We start from the raw sequence: 18,325 nt of genomic DNA, 5'->3' as shown, positions 1-18,325 counted from the left end.
TCCTCAGTGTTCCTGCGGCGTCGGATTCGGGCTGTTGGCCGGCTGCACCTTGTTGTCGATGGTGGCCGGCGTGCCGTTCTTCAGTTTCAGCTGGCCACTGGTGACCACCGTCTGACCTTCTTTGACGCCGGTGAGGATCGCCACCTGGTCGCCGCGCGTAGGGCCGGTGGTGACGAATACCTGCTGCGCCACCAGATACGGCTGGCCCTTGTCATCCTTGAGCGCATCCTTGGCATTGGCAGCCGGCGGCGCCAGGACGAACACGGTGGAGCCGTACGGGTTGTAGGTAATGGCGGTCTGCGGCAAGGTCAGGTATTTTTTCAGCTCGCCCTGATCCAGCGCCACGTTGGCAAACATGCCCGGCAACAGCTGGCGCTTTGCATTCGGCACCGTGGCCTGCACTTGGACGTTGCGGGTGGCGGTATCCACTTTCGGGCTGATGGAAGTGACCTTGGCGGGGAAAGCCACGCCCGGATAAGCATCCGCGGTCAAGTTCAGCTTCTGGCCGATGGAGAGGCCGGCCAGCTGCTTTTGCGGCACGAAGAAATCGACATACACAGTATCAATGGTTTGCAGCGTCACCAGCTTATCGCCGGGATTCAGGTACTGGCCCGGATTGACGGCGGTAATACCAAGCTTGCCGGCAAATGGCGCTTTGATGGTTTTCTTATCCACCAAGGCCTTCTGCTGCGCGGCCAAGGCTTGCTTGCTCTTCAAATCCGCCTCGTCGCTATCGACCTGCGCCTGGCTGATGGCTTGCGCTGCCAGTTGCAGCTTGTCGCGCTTGAGCGTAGTGGCGGCGAGATCGGCGGATGCTTGCAGCGCGCGCAGTTGCGCAATGTCGGAATCCGCATTCAGCTCGAACAGCACCTGCCCTGCTTTCACCTCGTCGCCCGACTTGAAGCGCACTTCGCGCACCAGTCCTGCGATTTCGGTGGTGACGTCCACGCCGCGCACCGGCGCCAGCGTGCCGACAGAGCTCAATTGCGGCTGCCACTCGGACGCCTGCACCTTGACGGCAGTGACCACTTGCGCGCTCGGCTTGGGCGCGCTGGCTATCAGTTTTTGGATCTGCATGTACTTCCCGAACGCCAGCACGACGACCAGTAAAAGAACACCACCTACCATGATGAGCATACGCTTAGTCATGAAGCTATCTCCTGCAGTATTTGATTATTGATTTTTACGATTCCACCAGCCGCCGCCGAGCGCCTGGAACAGCGCTGCCGTATCGGCGTAGCGCGCTGCCTGCGCCTGCACCAGGGCGATGTGGGTTTGCTGGTAGCTGCGCTGCGCATCGAGCAAGACGAGGTAGCTGATGCCGCCAAGCTTGTACTGCTGCTCGGACAAGGCCAGCGTCTCTTTCGCCAGCGCTTCGGCTTCCGCTTGCGCTTTCAGTGCTGCGGCGTCGGCGTCCAATGCGCGCAACGCGTCGGCCACGTTCTGGAACGCCACCAGCACCGTGGCGCGATACTGCGCTGCTGCCGCATCGTAGGCTGCTTCTGCCGCGCGCCGCCGCGCGCTGAGCGCACCGCCGTTGAAGATAGGTTGCACCAGGCTGGCCGCGAGATTCCACGCATTGGTATCCGACTCAAACAGCTTGCCGAAGGTTTGCGCCGACGAGCCGTAGCTGCCGCTCAGCGTGAACTGCGGGTATTGCGCCGCCGTCGCCACGCCGATGGCGGCACTGGCCTGGTGCAGCTGTTCTTCGCTGGCGCGGATGTCGGGCCGCTGGCGCACCAGCGCCGACGGCAAGGACACTGGCAACTGCTCCGGCAAAGTCAGCGACTCCAGCGCAAACTCCGGCATGCCCGCTTCGCCCGGCAGCTTACCGGCCAACACCGACAGCTGGTGCTGCGCCGCCGCCAGCGACTTCTCCAGCGGCGCGACGGTAGCCGCCACCTGCGCGACCTGATTGCGCTGGCTGAGCACCGTGGTGCGCGGCACCGCGCCGAATTCAAACTGCTTTTCGATCACGTTCAGCTGGCGGGTCAGCGCATCAAGCACTTCGCGCGTGGCCTTGAGCTGGGCGCGCAGCGAGGCTTCCTGGATCGCAGTCGTTACCACGCTGGCGCTCAGCGCCAGATAGGTCGCCTCAAGCTGGAAGCGCTGATAATCCACCGCAGCCTGCGCGCCTTCCAGCGTGCGGCGCGTGGCGCCGAAAACGTCGGGCGTGTACGAGACATTGACCGAGGCGTTATACAGATTGAATACGCCCGCACCGGCGCCCGCCGTGGCGGCGCTGGCCTTCTGCCGCGCCACGCCCAGTTGCCCGTTCACCGATGGATAAACCAGCGATCCCGATTGCGCGTTATAGTTTTCCTGTGCCTGGCGCAGCACGGCTTCGGCGGCAGCCATGTTCGGATTTTGCGCCAGCGCGTTGCGGATTAACTGATCGAGCGCGTCGGATCGGAACAGCGTCCACCACTGTGCAGGAATCTCCTGTCCAAGGGCGAACTGCTGCGACGCGCCGCCGATGCCCGGCGCGGATGCTGTTTGTTGAGGAAGCGGCTTGGGGGTGTAACTATCGCTGGCGGTTGCTGGCGCCGCAGGGGTTTTAAAGTCCGGCCCGAGTGCACATCCACTCAGACCCGCGGCGATCAGCGCCGCCGTGAAGATCCGTTTTTTCACTACAGTCTCCCACACCTGTTACTGATTTTTAACTTATCATCAACCAAAGGTTAAATAATAGACATTATTTAACATGTTCTCATCTTTTCCGGTTCAGGTGTGGGTTTATTGCCTTGCGGAGATAAAAAAACGGGCCTTGCCGTTTCCGGCAAGGCCCGTTTTAGGCTTAGGCTGGCTGAATTATGCTGGTTCCGGGGTCGCCACGGCGCCATAAGCGCGGTTGACTTCGGTCAGCGAGAAGGCGTTAGGGCCGTTGGTTTGCGCATCGGCTACTTCGTCGTGCGCCAGGCTGCGGTAGGTCAGCGGCGCTTCGTAGCGGATGCGCTCGTCTTCGCTGATCTTGCCGTCATGGTTGGTGTCGGCAGCCATTTCAGCGTCCGGCGGCGGCACACCCAGCAGGCCGTCTTTGCCGACGCCCGGCAGCGGCTCTGGAGTAGGCAGCGAATCGTTCAGCGGGTTGGCGGTCGCAGCTTCTGCTTCCGCGCCAAAGCGGGCCTGGAAGATTTGCGTTTCTGGACGCTCAGCCAGCTTTTTCAGGCCTTCATCAAATTGCTGCAAAGCGGTCTTCAGCGTTTCGTCTTCCGACACGGCTTTGACCAGCGCATTGGCTTGGTCGCCAGTATTGGTCGCGCTGCTGGTGTCAATTTGCAGAGGGCTAGTGGCATTAAAGCCCGGCAACGACAGATAGGCGGCAACCGACGCGCTCAGGTCAGCGTTCGTGCTCTTATCCGACTCAGCGGGTTTGACAGGCGCGAGCGCCTTGTCTGCAACCAAGGCTGCGGAAAGGGTAGCACCACCAATGTTGTTCACCATAATCATAATCGGCTCCTGCAAGAAGATTCCTCACCCCTATATTCTATCAGCGTTTTAGCAATAGTTTCCATTTCATGCGCTCTTCTCCTGCAAAAAAGTGCTCTTTTCCTGAAATAAACTTTCCATACAACACTATTTTGATTGTCAAAATCAATTGCCTTTTTGTTTTGATAGATTTGCATGCGTTTTGATGATGAAGGCACAACATTCGCGTTGCACAACTGGTCAGACCACCGTAGAATTGGTCAACCAGTACCCCACCGCATCACAGATTTTTGACCACTTGCGAGCTCGGCCATCCCCCGGCCCTCCTCTCGGTGGCACGGCATACGCGAGGTGTGCCGACCGGCGACCGGCATAGACCGGCGTTGTTGAACTCAAACTATCTGGAGACAAAATGCACCTCACCTTACGCAAGGCCGCAGCTGCGGCATGCCTGCTGCTCGCCGCCGGCGCCACGCGGGCGGCCGCCGATCCGTTGCAAAATGCCGTCATTAACGCCAGCTACAGCGCTGGTTCCGTGCTCAGCCTGGGCGACAACTACGCCGGCGGCTCCGTCAGCGGTCTCGATCCGTATAACGTCAGCGCCGAGTTCTTTACCGCTGATGCCTTGTTCGGCTTTGATTTTTCTGCCGACGGCCAGCTCACCATCTTCAACAACGCGTCAATTCCGGCTGGTTCCTACGTTGCCAGCTTTGACTTTGGTGCCACGCTCGGCGCGCCCATCGCGGACTTCCGCGTGGTGGATGCGGGCATCACTGGCGGCACGCCGGTGCTCACCATCGTCAACGATCACACCATCAGCATCGATTTGAGCGCGGTGCAGTGGAATGGCGATTTCAGCCCGCTGGTGACGGCGGTCACGCTGCAAGCGGTGCCAGAGCCAGCGACGGCATGGATGCTGGCGGCCGGCCTGATCGGACTAAGCGCAGCAATGCGCGCGCGCCGCCGCAACCGCTAAACGCCCTCTCACAATTCAAGGAGCTTCAGATGAAACTTACTCGTTTCAGGGCAGCGCTTTGCCTGCTCGGCTTGACGACGGCGTTGCATGCCGCCACCATCGACCCAGCGCTGCAAACCGCGCCGGCGGATGGCTTTGGCGCCGGCACCGTCGGTGGTTCGGCTGCCATCAGTTCGCAAATCTACACCGTGAGCTCGCGCCCGCAACTGCTGGCGGCGATACAGCGAGGCGGCGTCAATCCGAAGATCATCAAGTTAAGCGGCACGATTGATATGACCGAGGGCGTGCCGTATGCGAACAGCGGTGACCAGGCGATACGCGGCTTGATCCGATTGCCCAGCAATACCACGCTGATTGGCGCGGATGGCAATGCGGGCATCGTGAATGGGCATATCGTGGTGTCCAATGTCTCGCAGATCATTATCCGCAATTTGAAGATCGTGAATCCGTGCGACGTCGGGCCAGTGTGGGATCCGAACGACGGCTCGCTCGGCAACTGGAATTCGGCCTTCGACGGCATCGGCGTGACCGGCTCGGATCACGTTTGGGTGGATCACGTCACCTTTACCGATGGCGCCATGACCGACGACCTGCTGCCGATCGAAAACGGCCAGGTCAAGCAATGCCACGATGGCGCGCTTGATATCACCAACGCTTCGGATTACGTGACGGTGTCCTACAACGCGTTCGGCCAGCACCGCAAAAATAATCTGATCGGCTCCAGCGACACGGCGACGGCGGATAGCGGCAAGCTGCATATCACCTTCAGCAATAACGTGTTCCGCGATATCGTCAGCCGCGCGCCACGCGTGCGCTATGGGCAGGTTCACCTGTTTAATAACTACTTCGTGGGCAGTAAGACGCATCCGGCTTACCCGTTCGAGTATGCGGTAGGCGTGGGACAGCAGGCGCAGATCCTGTCCAATAATAACGTGTTCGAGATTGCCGGCGTATCACGCTGCGATGATGTCGTTACGCCGATAGGCGGCACGGTGCCGGGCGCTTTCAAGGATAGCGGCTCGGTGCTGAATGGCGCGGCGTTGGTGGGATGCGCAACGCCGAGTAGCGTGGCTTACAGCGTGCCGTATGCTTTCAGCGCGCGGCCACTGGCGCTAGTAAAGCCTAACGCCATCGCGCAGGCCGGTGCCGGCAAGCTCACGTCGAATATCAGCGGCAGCGGTAATGTCACGCCGGACATTGGCATCACCCTCACCTGCCCGCCTTCCGGCTTGTACTTCTGCGACGATTTCCAGAACAGCAGCATGGCGAACTGGAATCTGCTGCCGGTGGCCGGCCCTAACGGCAGCCTTAGCGTCAAGCCTGAAAGCATCGGCGCCGCGAATATCGTGATGCAGTACACGGCCGCATCGACCGGCGGCGTGCTGGCGACGCTCAAGCCCACTGCCATGAGCGGCGTTCCCTCGGGCGACTACTTTGTCGAGGCACGCATCAAGCCCATGACCAACAGCACCACCAGCAACAAGCTACTGTACCTGCTCACGCGCTACAAGGATGCGACCAATTGGTACGGCGCAGGCCTTAACGTACAAGCCGCCACCACCAGCACGCAAGTGGAAATCGCCAAGATGCTGAACGGGACGCTGACGCGGCCCAAGCAGGTGAAGAAGCCGATCCAAATGGACGCGCAGTTCTACACGGTGCGCTTTGAAATGAAAGGCGCCACGCTGACGGTCTATCTGGATGGCGAGGCGCTCGGCTCCATCACCGATGCTGCTTTCGCGGAGCGCGGCTTGGTCGGCCTGTACACCACTAACAAGTCGTTCCAGATTGACGATGTGCGGATTGGCGATCCTTCGCTCAAGCCTGCGCAACTGACGCTGAATCCGTCCACGCTGACTTATGCGGCGGAAGTGGGCGATGCGCCGCTGGCAGTGAGCGTTAATGCGGTGAAGCCGGATGGCACGCTGGATGGCTACACCGCTTCGTCCAGCAATCCTGCGGTGGCGGCGGTGTCGATCAACGGCACGGTGCTGAACGTAACGCCGGTGGGCGCAGGCACGGCCACCATCACGGTCACCAGCGATTCCGATCCAACCTTGATGCGCACCATCGCGGCCACCATCGCGCCGCAATTCGTACAGCCGACGCAGACTTACGCACTGACCGGCGCCGCCCTGCCTGCCGCGCACTCGGACGGCGTCAACATCGATGCATCGCTGCGGCTGACGTTTGACGGCCCGCCAACGCTCGGCAGCGGTGGCACCATCCGCATCTTCCGCAAAGCCGATAACGCGCTGGTGGACGTGATTCGCTTAACCGGAGAGAGTGATATCCTCGGCTATGCCGGGCAGGCCAATGTACGCAAAGTGAATACCACGCCGGTCAGCATCAGCGGCAATACTGTCACCATCAAGCCGCACGCCAACAAGCTGGCTTATGGCGTTGAATACTACGTGGCGATATCTAACGGCGTGTTCACCGGCGCCTCGCTGGGCGGCGTGCCGTTTGTCGGCATTGGTGCGCTGGGCGGCTGGTCGTTCAGCACTCGCGCCAGCGCGCCGTCCTCTGCCGCCAGCCTCACCGTGGGCGATGCTGCCGACACCGACTTCACCACCGTGCAAGGCGCACTCAATTTCGCCATGCAGAACATGGGCGCGGCTGATCCAGTCACTATCCACGTCCGCAATGGCGTCTACAACGAGCTGCTTTACCTGCGCGGCAAGGACAACGTCACGCTGGTCGGCGAAAGCCGCGACGGCGCCATCATCCAGTACACCAACTACGACACGCTGAACACCGGCTCCGGCGCCAGTCAGGCCAACGCCGATGCCGCAGCAGCAGGCGGCCGCTCGGTGCTGCTGGTGGAATCGTCGGATATGCTGGTGCTGGATACCATCACGCTGAAAAACACCACGCTGCGCTCCTCCGCGATCTCCGCGCAGGCCGAAACGATTTACTTCAATAACGACAGCGGACGCCTGATCGCCAAGAACGCCAATTTCTACAGCGAGCAGGATACGCTCAACCTGAAAGGCTACGCGTGGTTCTGGCGTTCGCTAGTGGCGGGCAATGTGGACTTCATCTGGGGCAGCAGCCGCGCAGCCTTGTTTGAGGAAAGCGAGATTCGTTCTGTCGGCGACACCAGCAACGCCACCAGCGGCGGCTACATTCTGCAAGCGCGCGCCGCCAACGGCGGCGACAAGGGCTACGTGTTCCTCAACAGCCGCTTGACGCACGGCCCTGGCCCAGGCCCGCTACATGGCGACGTGCCAACCGGCGCGACCTACCTCGCCCGCAGCGCCGGCAACAGCGCCTACTGGGACAATATCGCCTTCATCAACACCAAGATGGATACGCACATTGCCAGCGTCGGATGGGCTGCGGCGGGCGTGAACGGCCAGCCGGCGCCGAATCCTGCTCTCGCCAGCGCCGCCAGCGGATGGCGCGAGTACGGCAGCACCACGCTGGCCGGTGATGCTATCAACCTTGCGGCACGCGTCGGCGGCTTCCAGCTGAGCGCCAGCGACGTGGCGGCGGGCTTTGCGGATCGGGCCAAGGTGTTTGCGGCATATGGTGGCGGAACGGGCTGGAATCCGCAGCCATAAAACCTTAGTCATCGTCTCGTCATAAGAATGGGATAACATTGCATGTTATCCCACACAACCTACACGACGACTTCTATGACCAAAACCATGTCCCTACGCGCCATCGTGCTGGCGGCATCTACCCTTGCACTGACCAGCTGCTACGCCGCGCCGGCGGCCACCACCGCCTCCACCTTGCCCAAGCTCGTCGTCGTGCTGGTGGTGGACGGCCTGCCGAATGAGCAGGTGCAGCGCTACCGAGATCAATTTGGCGAAGGCGGCTTGCGCCGCATGCTGGATCAGGGCGCGTCCTTCAGCAACGCGCACCAGGCGCACGGCGTCACCGTGACCGCCATCGGCCACAGCGCAGTGCTGACCGGCGCCTATCCTTACGTGCACGGCATCATCGGCAATAACTGGATCGACCCGATCACCAAGAAATCGGTCTACTGCACCGAAGACACCAACTACACCTACATCGGCGAAGAGACCAAGCCTAGCGACGGCACCTCGCCGGCCAAGCTGAAAGTCAATACGCTGGGCGATGAGCTGCGCTATGCGACCGGCAGCCGCGCCAAGGTGGTCACTGTGTCGGGCAAGGATCGCGGCGCGATTCTGCTGGCGGGTAAAACCGGCACCGCCTATATGTACATGGACAAAACCGGTAACTTCGCCAGCAGCACCTACTACATGAAAGAGCATCCGGCGTGGGCCACCAAGTACTTGGCGACCAAGCCGCAGGATCGCTACTACGGCAAGACCTGGTCCGCCCTGCTGCCGGAAGCCGCATACGCGGGCGATGCGCCGGAAGATTTGAACGTGCCGAAACCGGGTTCGCACAATCGCCTGCCGTACACCTACTATAGCGAGAGCGGCGAGATCGACGCAGGCTACTACGCTAGTCTGCGCGTCGGTCCTTATCTCGATCAACTGACGCTGGACTTCGCGCGCGCGGCGGTGGAAGGTGAAAACCTGGGCCGCAATCCGGCCGGCGTGCCGGATCTGCTGGGCGTGAGCCTGTCGGCGCACGACTACGTCAATCACGCGTTCGGCCCGGAGAGCAAACTGTCGCACGACCACTTGCAGCGCGTAGACCGCATGCTGGCGGACTTCTTCAACTACCTGGACAAGCGCATCGGCATGGACAACGTGCTGGTCGTGCTGACCGCCGATCACGGCTTCCCGAACACGCCGGAATTCTCGCAAACGCAGCACTACGATGCGCAGCGTCTTGACGGCGACAAACTGATGGCGGCCCTGGACAAGCACCTTGAAGCGAAATTCGGCGTGGCGAAGCTGGTGCAAGCATGGTCGCTGCCGAACATCCACCTCGACTACGCGCTGGCCGATCAGAACAAGCTGAAACGCGAAGACGTGGAGAACGCAGCGGCTCAGTACCTGATGGCGCAGAACGGCATCGTCGATACCTTCACGCGTACGCAGTTTGAAAGCGGCGCGGTGCAAGGCACGCACATCAACACCTTGATGCGCCGCGCGTGGAATCGCCAGTCGTCGGGTGACCTGATGGTGATCACCAAGCCATACTGGTACTTCGGCACCGGCACCAGCGGCACCTCGCACGGCTCGCCGTACGCTTACGACACCAACGTGCCGCTGATGATTATGGGTAAACGCTGGGTCAAGCCGGGCGCCTACGGCCAGTACGCCGAAGTGGTCGACATCGCGCCGACCTTGGCCAACCTGCTGCACCTGCGCCCACCGGCAGGCAGCGAAGGCCGCGTGCTGGTCGAGACCCTGCGTTAATTTACCTGGAAGGTTGTGGCACCGGTTGCGCGTAGATGACGATGGGCGCAACCGGCACTTGTGGCGGCCGGTTCAGTAATAAGGCCGTCATGATGGAAGTATTAAGCACTACGCCGCCAAGTACGGTTGCCACAACCCATTTAATCAGGCGGCCCTCAAACTTCGCAAACTTTGCGGTGAACTCATCGTGCAACGACTTGAAGCCTGTGTCCGTATTTCTGGCGAGCTCTTCTATTCTGGCGTTCACGATGAGCTCATGTGCCTTCAGCTCGCCAGTGAACCGCGCGACCGTAGCGTCGAGCTTGGCATCGATATAATCTTTGTCGGTGAAGGAGTTCATCGCTCCATATTCTGCCTCATCACCTTCCTAGTCAACACAGTTCCGTTTGACCGATATCATGAACACAGTCCGCTTACTTGCCTTTGCCCACTGATCTACAGTCGCACCGATGCCGCCGCGGTGGTCTTCCCCGGCGGCGGCTTCAAGGTGCTGGCAATGGATTTGGAAGGCACGGAAATCTGCGACTGGCTGACATCGCGCGGTATCACCTGCGTGCCGCTCAAATACCGCGTCCCCGGCAGCAACCACTACTGGGATGAAAAGTGCCAATGCCACATCACGCCCAAGGTGCCGCGCGCGCTGCAAGACGCGCAACGCACGATCAAGACGGTGCACTCCAAGGCCAAGGAATTGAATATCGATCCCGCCAAGATCGGCGTGATCGGCTTTTCGGCAGGTGGCTACTTGGTGGCCCAGACCAGCAATACCTACACCTCCACCTACACGCCAGTCGATGCCAACGACAAGCTAAGCAGCCGTTCTGATTTTGCGATTGCACTGTACCCGGGCCACCTGTGCCGCGCCGGCGGCAAGTTTGACTCAAGCATCCGCGTCACGGATAAAACACCGCCGACCTTCCTGCTGCAAGCATGGGACGATCCGGTCGACCCAATCTGCAACAGCATTCTCTACGCACAAGCGCTGGATCGCGCCGGCGCGCCAGCCGAAGTCCACCTCTACGCCAAAGGCGGCCACGCCTTCGGATTGCGCGACAAGGATCACCCGCTATCATCGTGGCCCGCCCTTGTTGAGAACTGGCTCAAGGAAATCGGCATATTGCAACTAGCCCACACGGACAGCCGCGTGCCAAAAGAAATATCCCCCCGGGAGGTACGATGAAATTCGATTGGCATGGAGGAGAAATTTCGCGTGCAACGGTAGTCAACTCTGATTACAAAAACACGCAGAACGTCAGGCGCTTTCTTTCTCATCATTGTGGGCCAGATTTCAAGTTCGACCGTGAATTCATGGCGTGGGTACGTAACGGTATTGCAAAGAACATGGGTGACGTGGCGGACGAGTGGACGCGCCACGCAAGGCGAGGCCAAGTTCGGCCAGCACTCGCCGCTCCGTCATTCCCGCGAAAGCGGGAATCCATACTCCGCAGGCACACTGCCGACTTCTGGATTCCGGCCTGCGCCGGAACCTTTTAACTTAAGCTATCCAGGTACTGGTTCAAGTGATCGAAATTAAGCGGTTTGGAGAAGTGCTGGGTAAAACCCGCTGCCACGGCCTTGCGAGCGGAGTCGCGGTCTGCGGAGCCGGTCAAGGCGATGATAGGTACGGACTGCGCGCCGGGGATGCGGCGGATGGCGCGGGCGGCGGAGAAGCCGTCCATCCAAGGCATGCCAAGATCCATGATAATCGCCCGCGGCATCGCTTCGCGCACCCAGTCACAGGCCTCGTAGCCGTTATGGGCCGCCGCAGTTTCGTAACCTTGGCACTCCAATAAAGCCGACAAGGACTCCACGACGTCGACGTTATCATCCACCACCAGTACCTGCTTTGCGCTTGCCATGATTTGCCTCACGTTGTTTGGATTAGTGAACTCATCCTAACAAGCCAGGCACAATCGATATGTTCGCTAGCGCACGATCCCGCATCAGCCGTTGATGGCGGCCGTGATCTTGGCGACGTCGATTTTACCCATTTCCATCATGGCGGCAAAAGCACGCTTGGCGACATCGCCGCCTTGCGCCATGGCATCGGTCAGCACGCGCGGGGTGATTTGCCATGACACGCCCCACTTGTCCTTGCACCAGCCGCACGCGCTTTCGGTGCCGCTGTTGCCGACGATGGCATTCCAATAGCGGTCGGTCTCGGTCTGGTCTTCGGTAGCGATTTGAAAGGAGAAGGCTTCGCTTTGCTTGAAGGCCGGGCCGCCGTTGAGGCCCATGCAGGGAATGCCGCACACGGTGAATTCCACGGTCAGCACCTGGCCAGCCCTGCCGCCGGGGAAATCAGCTGGCGCGCGATGCACGGCGCCGACGGTACTACCCGGAAAAGTACGGGCATAGAAATGCGCAGCTTCTTCAGCATCGCGCTCGTACCACAGGCAGATCGTGTTCTTCTTCATTGCCACTCTCCTCTGTTCGCCGCCTTGGCAGCCGGATTGGCTACCAAGCAGCGATTCTACAGCGAAGAGTTTAAACGCTGCACACTGTTTAACTCACCACCAGTTTGGCCGATTTCAGGTTCACGCTATCCGGGCCGGCGTGGATGGTGAAGCTGCCCGGCTCCACCACGCGCTTCATATCGGTGTTGTAGAACCACAGATCGGACGGTTTGATATCGAAACTCAGCGTGCGCTTCTCACCCGGTTGCAGCGTGACGCGCTTGAACGCTTTCAGTTCCAGCACCGGACGCGTGACCGAACTGACATCATCGCGGATGTAGATCTGCACCACTTCATCGCCGGCACGCTTGCCGGTGTTGGTGACGTCCACCTCCACCTTGGTCGACTCGTTCACGCCGATGCTGGCCTTGGCCAGGCGCGGTTCGGAAATCGCAAAGGTGGTGTAGCTCAAGCCGAAGCCAAATGGATACAGCGGCTTGGTCGAGCCATCAATGTAGCCACGGCGCGCCGATGGCTTGTGGTTGTAGAAGATCGGCAGTTGGCCCACACTGCGCGCAATCGACACCGGCAGCTTGCCGCCCGGATTAGCGCGGCCGAACAGCAGGTCGGCCGCAGCGTGGCCGGTCTCCTGGCCCATGTACCAGCCCTCGATAATCGCATCGGCCTTTTCCGCCAGCAGGTTGATCGACAGCGGACGGCCATTCAACAGGAACACCACGGTCGGTTTGCCCAGCGCGAAAATGGCGCGCGCCAGATCGTTCTGTTGGCCCATCAAGTCCAGCGTATCGCGGTCCCCGAGGTGGTTGTCGGCCCAAGCTTCGCGGCTGGTTTGCTCGTTGTCGCCCAAGACCATGATGATGGTGTCGGCCGACTTGGCCGCTTCCACCGCAGCTGCGATCAGCTTCGCATTGACTTCCGGCGGCGTGAATTTTATCTCGTCAGCGCCCCACACACGGCTCTCGGTAATGCGCACGCCTTCCGAGTACGACAGCGAGAAGCCCTGCGCCTTGGCCTCGGCTTCCAGGCCATCGTGAATCGACACCACGTGGCGCGGAATATCCGAATAGCCGCCGATTGGCGTGTCCTTGGCGTGGGTACCAATCAGCAGCACCTTGCCGACCTTCTTGCCATCCAGCGGCAGCAGGCCCTTGTCGTTCTTCAGCAGCACCGGCGTGCGGGTTGCGGCCAGGCGCGCGAGGGCGATGGCGTCCGGCGTGGCGGTCAGGCTGTCGGCCACATTGGCGTCCACGTATGGCTGCTCGAACAAGCCGGATTGGAACTTCATGGTCAGGATGCGGCGCACCACGACGTCGATCTCTTTTTCGGAGACGCGTTTTTCCTTCACCAGCGCGCCCAGCTCCTTGTAGGCCAAGCCGTCCGGCGTTTCCACGTCCACGCCAGCCTTGATGGCGCGGTACGCAGCTTCCTTCGGCGTGGCCGCCAGCTTGTGTCGCGTGATCAGTTCATTGATGCCGAAATAGTCGGACACGGTGATGCCCTTGAAGCCCCACTCCTCGCGCAGCACCTTGTGCAGCAGCCAGTGGCTGGCGTGCGACGGCACGCCGCCGATTTCGTTATACGACGGCATAACGCAACCGACATTGGTTTCCTTGATCGCTTTCTCAAACGGTGGGAAGAACTCCTCACGCAAAGTGCGCTCGCTGACTTCCGCAGGGCCGATGTTGGTGCCGCTCTCCGGCTGGCCGTGGCCAGTCATGTGCTTCAGCGTGACGAATACCTTGTCCTTGGCCAGCTTGGCGTCCTTGCCGGCGAAGCCGACGATGGCAGCCTTGCCGATTTCGCCGCACAGGTACGGGTCTTCACCGTAGGTTTCCTCAATACGTCCCCAGCGCGGCTCGCGCGCCACGTCCACCACCGGCGCCAGGGCCAGGTTGGCGCCGCGCACGCGCATCTCGCGCGCCGCCACGCTGAAAATCTTGGTGGTCAAGTCAGTGTCGAACGACGACGCGATACCGATCGCCTGCGGGAAGCAGGTCGCATCGCGCGCCACGTAACCGTGCAGCGCCTCTTCGTGCATGAACAGCGGGATGCCGAGGCGGGTCTGCTCCACCGCCCATTTCTGCGCGGCGTTGACGTAGGTTGCCGTCTCCAGCGCATTGCGGTTGGCCAGCGCGCCGGTATCGCCAGCGCCTGCGGCCTGCCCCAGTTGGCGATCCGACGGGCGGGCGATCATGCCCAAGCCGTTCGGATAGGCCTTCTGCGCCTTGGCTGCGGAGAACTCGCCTTTGGCGTCCTGGATCTCGGTCTTGGCCTGCCAGGTGCACAGCATCTGGGCGATTTTTTCGTCCAGCGTCATGCGGCCAAGCAGGTCGTCCACGCGCTTCTCCACCGGCAGCGACGCGTTCTTGTACGGCGCTTGCGCAGTGGCCGCGAACGACGGCAACACGGTCATCCCGGCCAAGCCGGTTACGGAAGTGAGGAACTGCCTACGGTTATTGGTCATGCATTGTCTCCTTATGAATTATTTTGTTTTAGCGTTTGCCGGCGCGAGTGCTAACGTCTACCCACACAGCCAAGGTCAGAATCGCGCCCTTGACGATCATCTGCCAGTACGTGTCCACGTCCAGCATCGACATGCCATTGTCCAGCGACGCCATGACCAGTGCGCCGATCAGCGCGCCGTGCACGGTGCCGGAGCCGCCGCGCATCGAAGTGCCGCCGATGAAGCAGGCCGCAATCGCATCCAACTCGCCGGAAGTGCCAGCCGACGGCGAACCAGCGGCCAAACGCGCCGTGTTGACCAGGCCAGCCAAGGCGCACATCAAACCCATGATCCCGAAGATCCACAGCTTGATCGACTTCACGTTGATGCCGGACAGGCGGGTCGCCTCCATGTTCGAGCCGACCGAGTACACCCGGCGGCCAAACACGGTTTGCGTGGTGACGTAGCTGAAGATGCCCAGCAGCGCCAGGAGCAGCAGCACCGGCAGCGGGATGCCTTCATACGAGTTAAAGGTAATGACGAAAGCCGCCAGCACCACACCCAGACCGGCCAGCTTGGCGGCGTCGCGCCATACCGGCGCTACGTCCAGGGCGTGCGAGGCGCGGCTGCGGCGCTGTGCAAAGATCAGGTAGACCGCCACCACGAACAGCAGGAAGCCCAGCGCAATGCCCAGCGTCGGCGACAAATAAGCTTGGCCGATGTAGACCATATCGTCCGATACCGGCGCGATGGTGGTGCCGCCGGTCACGCCCAGCACAATGCCGCGATAGGCCAGCATGCCGCCCAAGCCGACGATGAACGATGGAATGCCGAGATAGGCCGTCAGGTAGCCGTTGAACAGGCCTATGATCAAGCCCACCACCAGCACCACAATCAGCGTAAGCGGCAGCGGCAGATGGTGCGTTACATCCAGCACCGCAGCGACGCCGCCCAATAAGCCTAGCAGCGAACCGACCGACAGGTCGATCTCACCGGCGATAATCACCAGCGACATGCCGCAAGCGACAATGCCGGTAATCGCCATCTGGCGCATCAGGTTGGACAGGTTACGCGGAGTGACGAAGCCGCCCTCGGTGTGATAGCTGAAGAAAGCCCAGATCAAAGCGACGGCAATCAACAGGGCCAACATTTTGTACTGCGTGAACAGCTGTTTGATATTGTTACTCTTCATTTTTAATCCCAATTCAATGCGACTGATCCAGCGCTGCCGCCAGTACCGTTTCCTGGCTCAGATTATCGTTGACGAAATCGCCGCGTAGTTTGCCTTCACCAATCACCAGCACGCGATCCGAAATGCCCAATACCTCGGCCAGTTCCGACGACACCATGATGATCGACATGCCCTCTTTCGCCAGGTTGAAGATCAGCTGATAAATCTCGAACTTGGCGCCAACGTCCACGCCGCGCGTCGGTTCGTCGAGAATCAGAATCTTCGGCTTGGTGAGCAGCATCTTGGACAGCACCGCCTTTTGCTGGTTACCGCCGGACAGGCCGGTAATCGGTAGGAACGGGCTGGAAGTTTTCAGCTTGACGCTCTTGATCTCCTGGCGGATGGTCGCCAGTTCGGCATCTTGGTCGATGCGGGTGGCGCGCACGAAATCGTTCAGCACCGTCAGCGTCATATTGTGGCCAACGCCGAGATCCGGCACGATGCCGTGGTGTTTGCGGTCTTCCGGCACCATCGCCAGGCCGGCGCGAATGGCTTTCACCGGCGTGCTGGTATCGAGCTTGACGCCGTTGAGATACACCTCGGCCTCGCTCGGCCCCGGATAGGCGCCGAAGATGGCCGACACCAGTTCCGTGCGGCCCGCGCCGACCAGGCCTGCGATGCCCAGCACTTCGCCCTTGCGCAGCTTGAACGAGATATCGTCCACCCGCTTGCGCTCGGGATTATCGGCGTCGTAGCAGGTGACGTTGCGGGCTTCGAAAATCACCTCGCCCGGCGTATGCTCGCGCTGCGGATACAGCTGCGTCATCTCGCGGCCCACCATTTGCGCGATGATGCGGTCGATATTCATTTCCGACATCGGCGTGGTGGCGATATGCTGGCCGTCGCGGATGGTGACGATGGTGTCGCAAATGTCCGCCACTTCATCCAGCTTGTGCGAGATGTAGACGCAGGTGACGCCCTTGGCTTTCAGCGAATGAATAATCGCCAGCAGCACCTTGATTTCAGCCGCCGTCAAGGACGACGAAGGCTCGTCCAGAATCAGCAGGCGCGCATTTTTATTGAGCGCCTTGGCGATTTCGATCAACTGCTGGTGGCCGCCGCCGTACTGCTTCACCGGCAACACCACGTTCACGTCGTTGATATTGAGTTCCTTGAGCAGTTCCTCGGCGCGGCGGTTCATGGCCGCGTAGTCCATGCGCCCGCCCGGCAGCGTGATCTCGTTACCGAGGAAGATATTCTCCGCCACCGACAACTCGGGCACCAGCATCAGTTCCTGGTGAATGATGACGATGCCGGCTGCCTCGGTCTCACGGATCGATTGCGCTTGCAGCGGCTTGCCATCCCAGATAATCTCGCCGTCCCACGTCCCATGCGGATACACGGCGGACAGCACTTTCATTAATGTCGACTTGCCGGCGCCGTTCTCGCCGCATAAACCGGCGCACTCGCCGGCCTTGAGCTTGATGTCGATGCCGTTCAAAGCGCGCACACCGCCAAATTCCTTGACGATGTTGCGCATTTCCAGAAGATATTCGGCCATGCTGATTCCTTAATTCGCGGTCAGCTGGGCCTTGGTGTAGAAGCCGTCGTCAGACAGTAGGTTGACATTGGCCTTGGTCAGCGCGACAGGCGCCAGCAGCAGCGTGTTCACATTCTTCATGCCGTTGTTGTAGTTGGCGTTGAAGGCCGGCGCCTCGTTGCGCACCAGCTTGACCGACAGGCGCGCCGCTTCGGTGGCGATCACTTTCAGCGGCTTGTAGACCGTCATGGCCTGGGTGCCGGCGATCACGCGCTTGACGGCTGCAAGATCGGCGTCCTGGCCGGAGACCGGCACTTTGCCCGCCAGCTTTTGCGCAGCCAGCGCCTGGATCGCACCGCCGGCGGTGGCGTCGTTGGATGCGACCACGGCGTCGATCTTGTTGCCGTTGGCGGTCAGCGCGTTTTCCACGATGGACAGCGCTTCCGATGCGCTCCAATCCTTAGTCCACTGTTTGCCCACCACCTTGATGTCGCCCTTGTCGATCAGCGGTTGCAGCACTTTCAGCTGGCCTTCGCGCAGCACTTTGGCGTTGTTGTCGGTCGGCGCGCCGCCCAGCAGGTAGTAATTACCCTTTGGTTTGATGGCGACCAGGCTACTGGCTTGTAGCTCGCCGACTTTAGCATTGTCGAAGGAGATGTAGGCGTCGATATCGGCGTTCAGAATCAGGCGGTCATACGACACCACCTTGATCTTGGCCTTCTTCGCTTCGCGCACGGCGTTGTTCAGCACCGTGGCGTTGTACGGAACGATAACCAGCACGTCCACGCCGCGCGAGATCAGGTTCTCGATCTGCGAAATCTGGCGCTGCTCGCTGGCGTCGGCCGATTGCACAAACACCTTGGCGCCCAGCTTCTCTGCTTCCGCAGTGAAGTACTCACGGTCGCGCGCCCAGCGCTCCAGACGCAGGTCGTCAATCGAAAAACCGATTTTAGGATTCTTGGCATCGGCCATGGCGCTGCTTGCGCCGAGGGCCATCATTGCGCCGAGTACGGCGCTGACTACAATCTTCTTCATGCTTT

At 60.7% G+C, this 18,325-nt stretch carries 15 protein-coding genes; 5 read left to right on the top strand and 10 right to left on the bottom strand.

Annotation, left to right across the window (positions count from 1 at the left end; translation table 11 throughout):
- Window positions 1-3: 3 nt before the first annotated feature.
- From GTP45_RS07980 to GTP45_RS07970, 3 genes are all read right to left on the bottom strand, one after another.
- On the bottom strand, window positions 4-1,149 hold the full coding sequence (locus GTP45_RS07980; RefSeq protein WP_161013309.1) for an efflux RND transporter periplasmic adaptor subunit: 1,146 nt from the start codon (window positions 1,147-1,149) through the stop codon (window positions 4-6).
- 24 nt (window positions 1,150-1,173) lie between these two features.
- Window positions 1,174-2,631, bottom strand: coding sequence for an efflux transporter outer membrane subunit (locus GTP45_RS07975; RefSeq protein ID WP_371874421.1), 1,458 nt, complete (start codon window positions 2,629-2,631; stop codon window positions 1,174-1,176).
- 180 nt (window positions 2,632-2,811) lie between these two features.
- A complete protein-coding gene (locus tag GTP45_RS07970; RefSeq protein ID WP_161013307.1) occupies window positions 2,812-3,450 on the bottom strand; it encodes a hypothetical protein in 639 nt (212 codons plus the stop codon).
- A gap of 391 nt (window positions 3,451-3,841) precedes the next feature.
- Here GTP45_RS07970 and GTP45_RS07965 point away from each other — a divergent pair, with 391 nt between their 5' ends.
- The 3 genes from GTP45_RS07965 (at window position 3,842) to GTP45_RS07955 (ending at window position 9,714) form a co-directional block, all read left to right on the top strand.
- Window positions 3,842-4,405: a PEP-CTERM sorting domain-containing protein gene (locus tag GTP45_RS07965; RefSeq protein WP_161013306.1), complete on the top strand. Its 564-nt coding sequence runs from the start codon at window positions 3,842-3,844 to the stop codon at window positions 4,403-4,405.
- A gap of 29 nt (window positions 4,406-4,434) precedes the next feature.
- Window positions 4,435-7,971, top strand: a complete 3,537-nt coding sequence (locus tag GTP45_RS07960) for a pectinesterase family protein (RefSeq protein WP_161013305.1) — start codon at window positions 4,435-4,437, stop codon at window positions 7,969-7,971.
- Between the two features lie 75 nt (window positions 7,972-8,046).
- Window positions 8,047-9,714 carry an alkaline phosphatase family protein gene (locus GTP45_RS07955; protein WP_161013304.1) on the top strand — a complete coding sequence of 556 codons (1,668 nt, stop codon included), beginning with the start codon at window positions 8,047-8,049 and terminating at the stop codon, window positions 9,712-9,714.
- A 1-nt stretch (window position 9,715) separates the two neighbouring features.
- On the opposite strand, the gene GTP45_RS07950 is transcribed toward GTP45_RS07955, so the two are convergent.
- A complete protein-coding gene (locus tag GTP45_RS07950) occupies window positions 9,716-10,054 on the bottom strand; it encodes a hypothetical protein (protein WP_161013303.1) in 339 nt (112 codons plus the stop codon).
- 120 nt (window positions 10,055-10,174) lie between these two features.
- Here GTP45_RS07950 and GTP45_RS07945 point away from each other — a divergent pair, with 120 nt between their 5' ends.
- Window positions 10,175-10,894, top strand: coding sequence for an alpha/beta hydrolase (locus tag GTP45_RS07945; protein WP_371874420.1), 720 nt, complete (start codon window positions 10,175-10,177; stop codon window positions 10,892-10,894).
- On the top strand, window positions 10,891-11,208 hold the full coding sequence (locus GTP45_RS28360; RefSeq protein ID WP_217363317.1) for a DUF6434 domain-containing protein: 318 nt from the start codon (window positions 10,891-10,893) through the stop codon (window positions 11,206-11,208). The genes GTP45_RS07945 and GTP45_RS28360 overlap by 4 nt, the downstream gene beginning before the upstream one ends.
- Here GTP45_RS28360 and GTP45_RS07935 read toward each other — a convergent pair.
- The 6 genes from GTP45_RS07935 to xylF form a co-directional block, all read right to left on the bottom strand.
- On the bottom strand, window positions 11,205-11,573 hold the full coding sequence (locus tag GTP45_RS07935) for a response regulator (RefSeq protein ID WP_161013302.1): 369 nt from the start codon (window positions 11,571-11,573) through the stop codon (window positions 11,205-11,207). The genes GTP45_RS28360 and GTP45_RS07935 overlap by 4 nt on opposite strands.
- A gap of 84 nt (window positions 11,574-11,657) precedes the next feature.
- Window positions 11,658-12,131: a VOC family protein gene (locus GTP45_RS07930; protein WP_166454551.1), complete on the bottom strand. Its 474-nt coding sequence runs from the start codon at window positions 12,129-12,131 to the stop codon at window positions 11,658-11,660.
- Between the two features lie 88 nt (window positions 12,132-12,219).
- The gene (locus GTP45_RS07925; protein ID WP_161013300.1) at window positions 12,220-14,595 is read right to left on the bottom strand and encodes a glycoside hydrolase family 3 N-terminal domain-containing protein; all 2,376 of its coding nucleotides are present in this window, start codon (window positions 14,593-14,595) and stop codon (window positions 12,220-12,222) included.
- Window positions 14,596-14,623: 28 nt separating this feature from the next.
- The gene (locus GTP45_RS07920; RefSeq protein ID WP_161013299.1) at window positions 14,624-15,766 is read right to left on the bottom strand and encodes a sugar ABC transporter permease; all 1,143 of its coding nucleotides are present in this window, start codon (window positions 15,764-15,766) and stop codon (window positions 14,624-14,626) included.
- Window positions 15,767-15,779: 13 nt separating this feature from the next.
- Window positions 15,780-17,306, bottom strand: coding sequence for a D-xylose ABC transporter ATP-binding protein (gene xylG, locus GTP45_RS07915; RefSeq protein WP_161013298.1), 1,527 nt, complete (start codon window positions 17,304-17,306; stop codon window positions 15,780-15,782).
- Between the two features lie 9 nt (window positions 17,307-17,315).
- Entirely contained in the window at window positions 17,316-18,320 is a 1,005-nt protein-coding gene (xylF, locus tag GTP45_RS07910) for a D-xylose ABC transporter substrate-binding protein (RefSeq protein WP_161013297.1), read from the bottom strand.
- Window positions 18,321-18,325 lie beyond the last annotated feature (5 nt).

It is taken from the genome of Duganella rivi (assembly GCF_009857435.1).
Taxonomy (GTDB): domain Bacteria; phylum Pseudomonadota; class Gammaproteobacteria; order Burkholderiales; family Burkholderiaceae_D; genus Rugamonas; species Rugamonas rivi.
Note: the sequence above shows the minus strand (reverse complement) of the source record. Positions and strands in the feature narration are given on the sequence as shown.

Excerpts from the sequence above, each read along its gene's own strand:
- GTP45_RS07980 (WP_161013309.1), bottom strand. The coding sequence starts at position 1,149 with ATGACTAAGCGTATGCTCATCATGGTAGGTGGTGTTCTTTTACTGGTC.
- GTP45_RS07970 (WP_161013307.1), bottom strand. The coding sequence starts at position 3,450 with ATGATTATGGTGAACAACATTGGTGGTGCTACCCTTTCCGCAGCCTTG.
- GTP45_RS07965 (WP_161013306.1), top strand. The coding sequence starts at position 3,842 with ATGCACCTCACCTTACGCAAGGCCGCAGCTGCGGCATGCCTGCTGCTC.
- GTP45_RS07960 (WP_161013305.1), top strand. The coding sequence starts at position 4,435 with ATGAAACTTACTCGTTTCAGGGCAGCGCTTTGCCTGCTCGGCTTGACG.
- GTP45_RS07955 (WP_161013304.1), top strand. The coding sequence starts at position 8,047 with ATGACCAAAACCATGTCCCTACGCGCCATCGTGCTGGCGGCATCTACC.
- GTP45_RS07950 (WP_161013303.1), bottom strand. The coding sequence starts at position 10,054 with ATGAACTCCTTCACCGACAAAGATTATATCGATGCCAAGCTCGACGCT.
- GTP45_RS28360 (WP_217363317.1), top strand. The coding sequence starts at position 10,891 with ATGAAATTCGATTGGCATGGAGGAGAAATTTCGCGTGCAACGGTAGTC.
- GTP45_RS07935 (WP_161013302.1), bottom strand. The coding sequence starts at position 11,573 with ATGGCAAGCGCAAAGCAGGTACTGGTGGTGGATGATAACGTCGACGTC.
- GTP45_RS07930 (WP_166454551.1), bottom strand. The coding sequence starts at position 12,131 with ATGAAGAAGAACACGATCTGCCTGTGGTACGAGCGCGATGCTGAAGAA.
- GTP45_RS07925 (WP_161013300.1), bottom strand. The coding sequence starts at position 14,595 with ATGACCAATAACCGTAGGCAGTTCCTCACTTCCGTAACCGGCTTGGCC.
- GTP45_RS07920 (WP_161013299.1), bottom strand. The coding sequence starts at position 15,766 with ATGAAGAGTAACAATATCAAACAGCTGTTCACGCAGTACAAAATGTTG.
- xylG (WP_161013298.1), bottom strand. The coding sequence starts at position 17,306 with ATGGCCGAATATCTTCTGGAAATGCGCAACATCGTCAAGGAATTTGGC.
- xylF (WP_161013297.1), bottom strand. The coding sequence starts at position 18,320 with ATGAAGAAGATTGTAGTCAGCGCCGTACTCGGCGCAATGATGGCCCTC.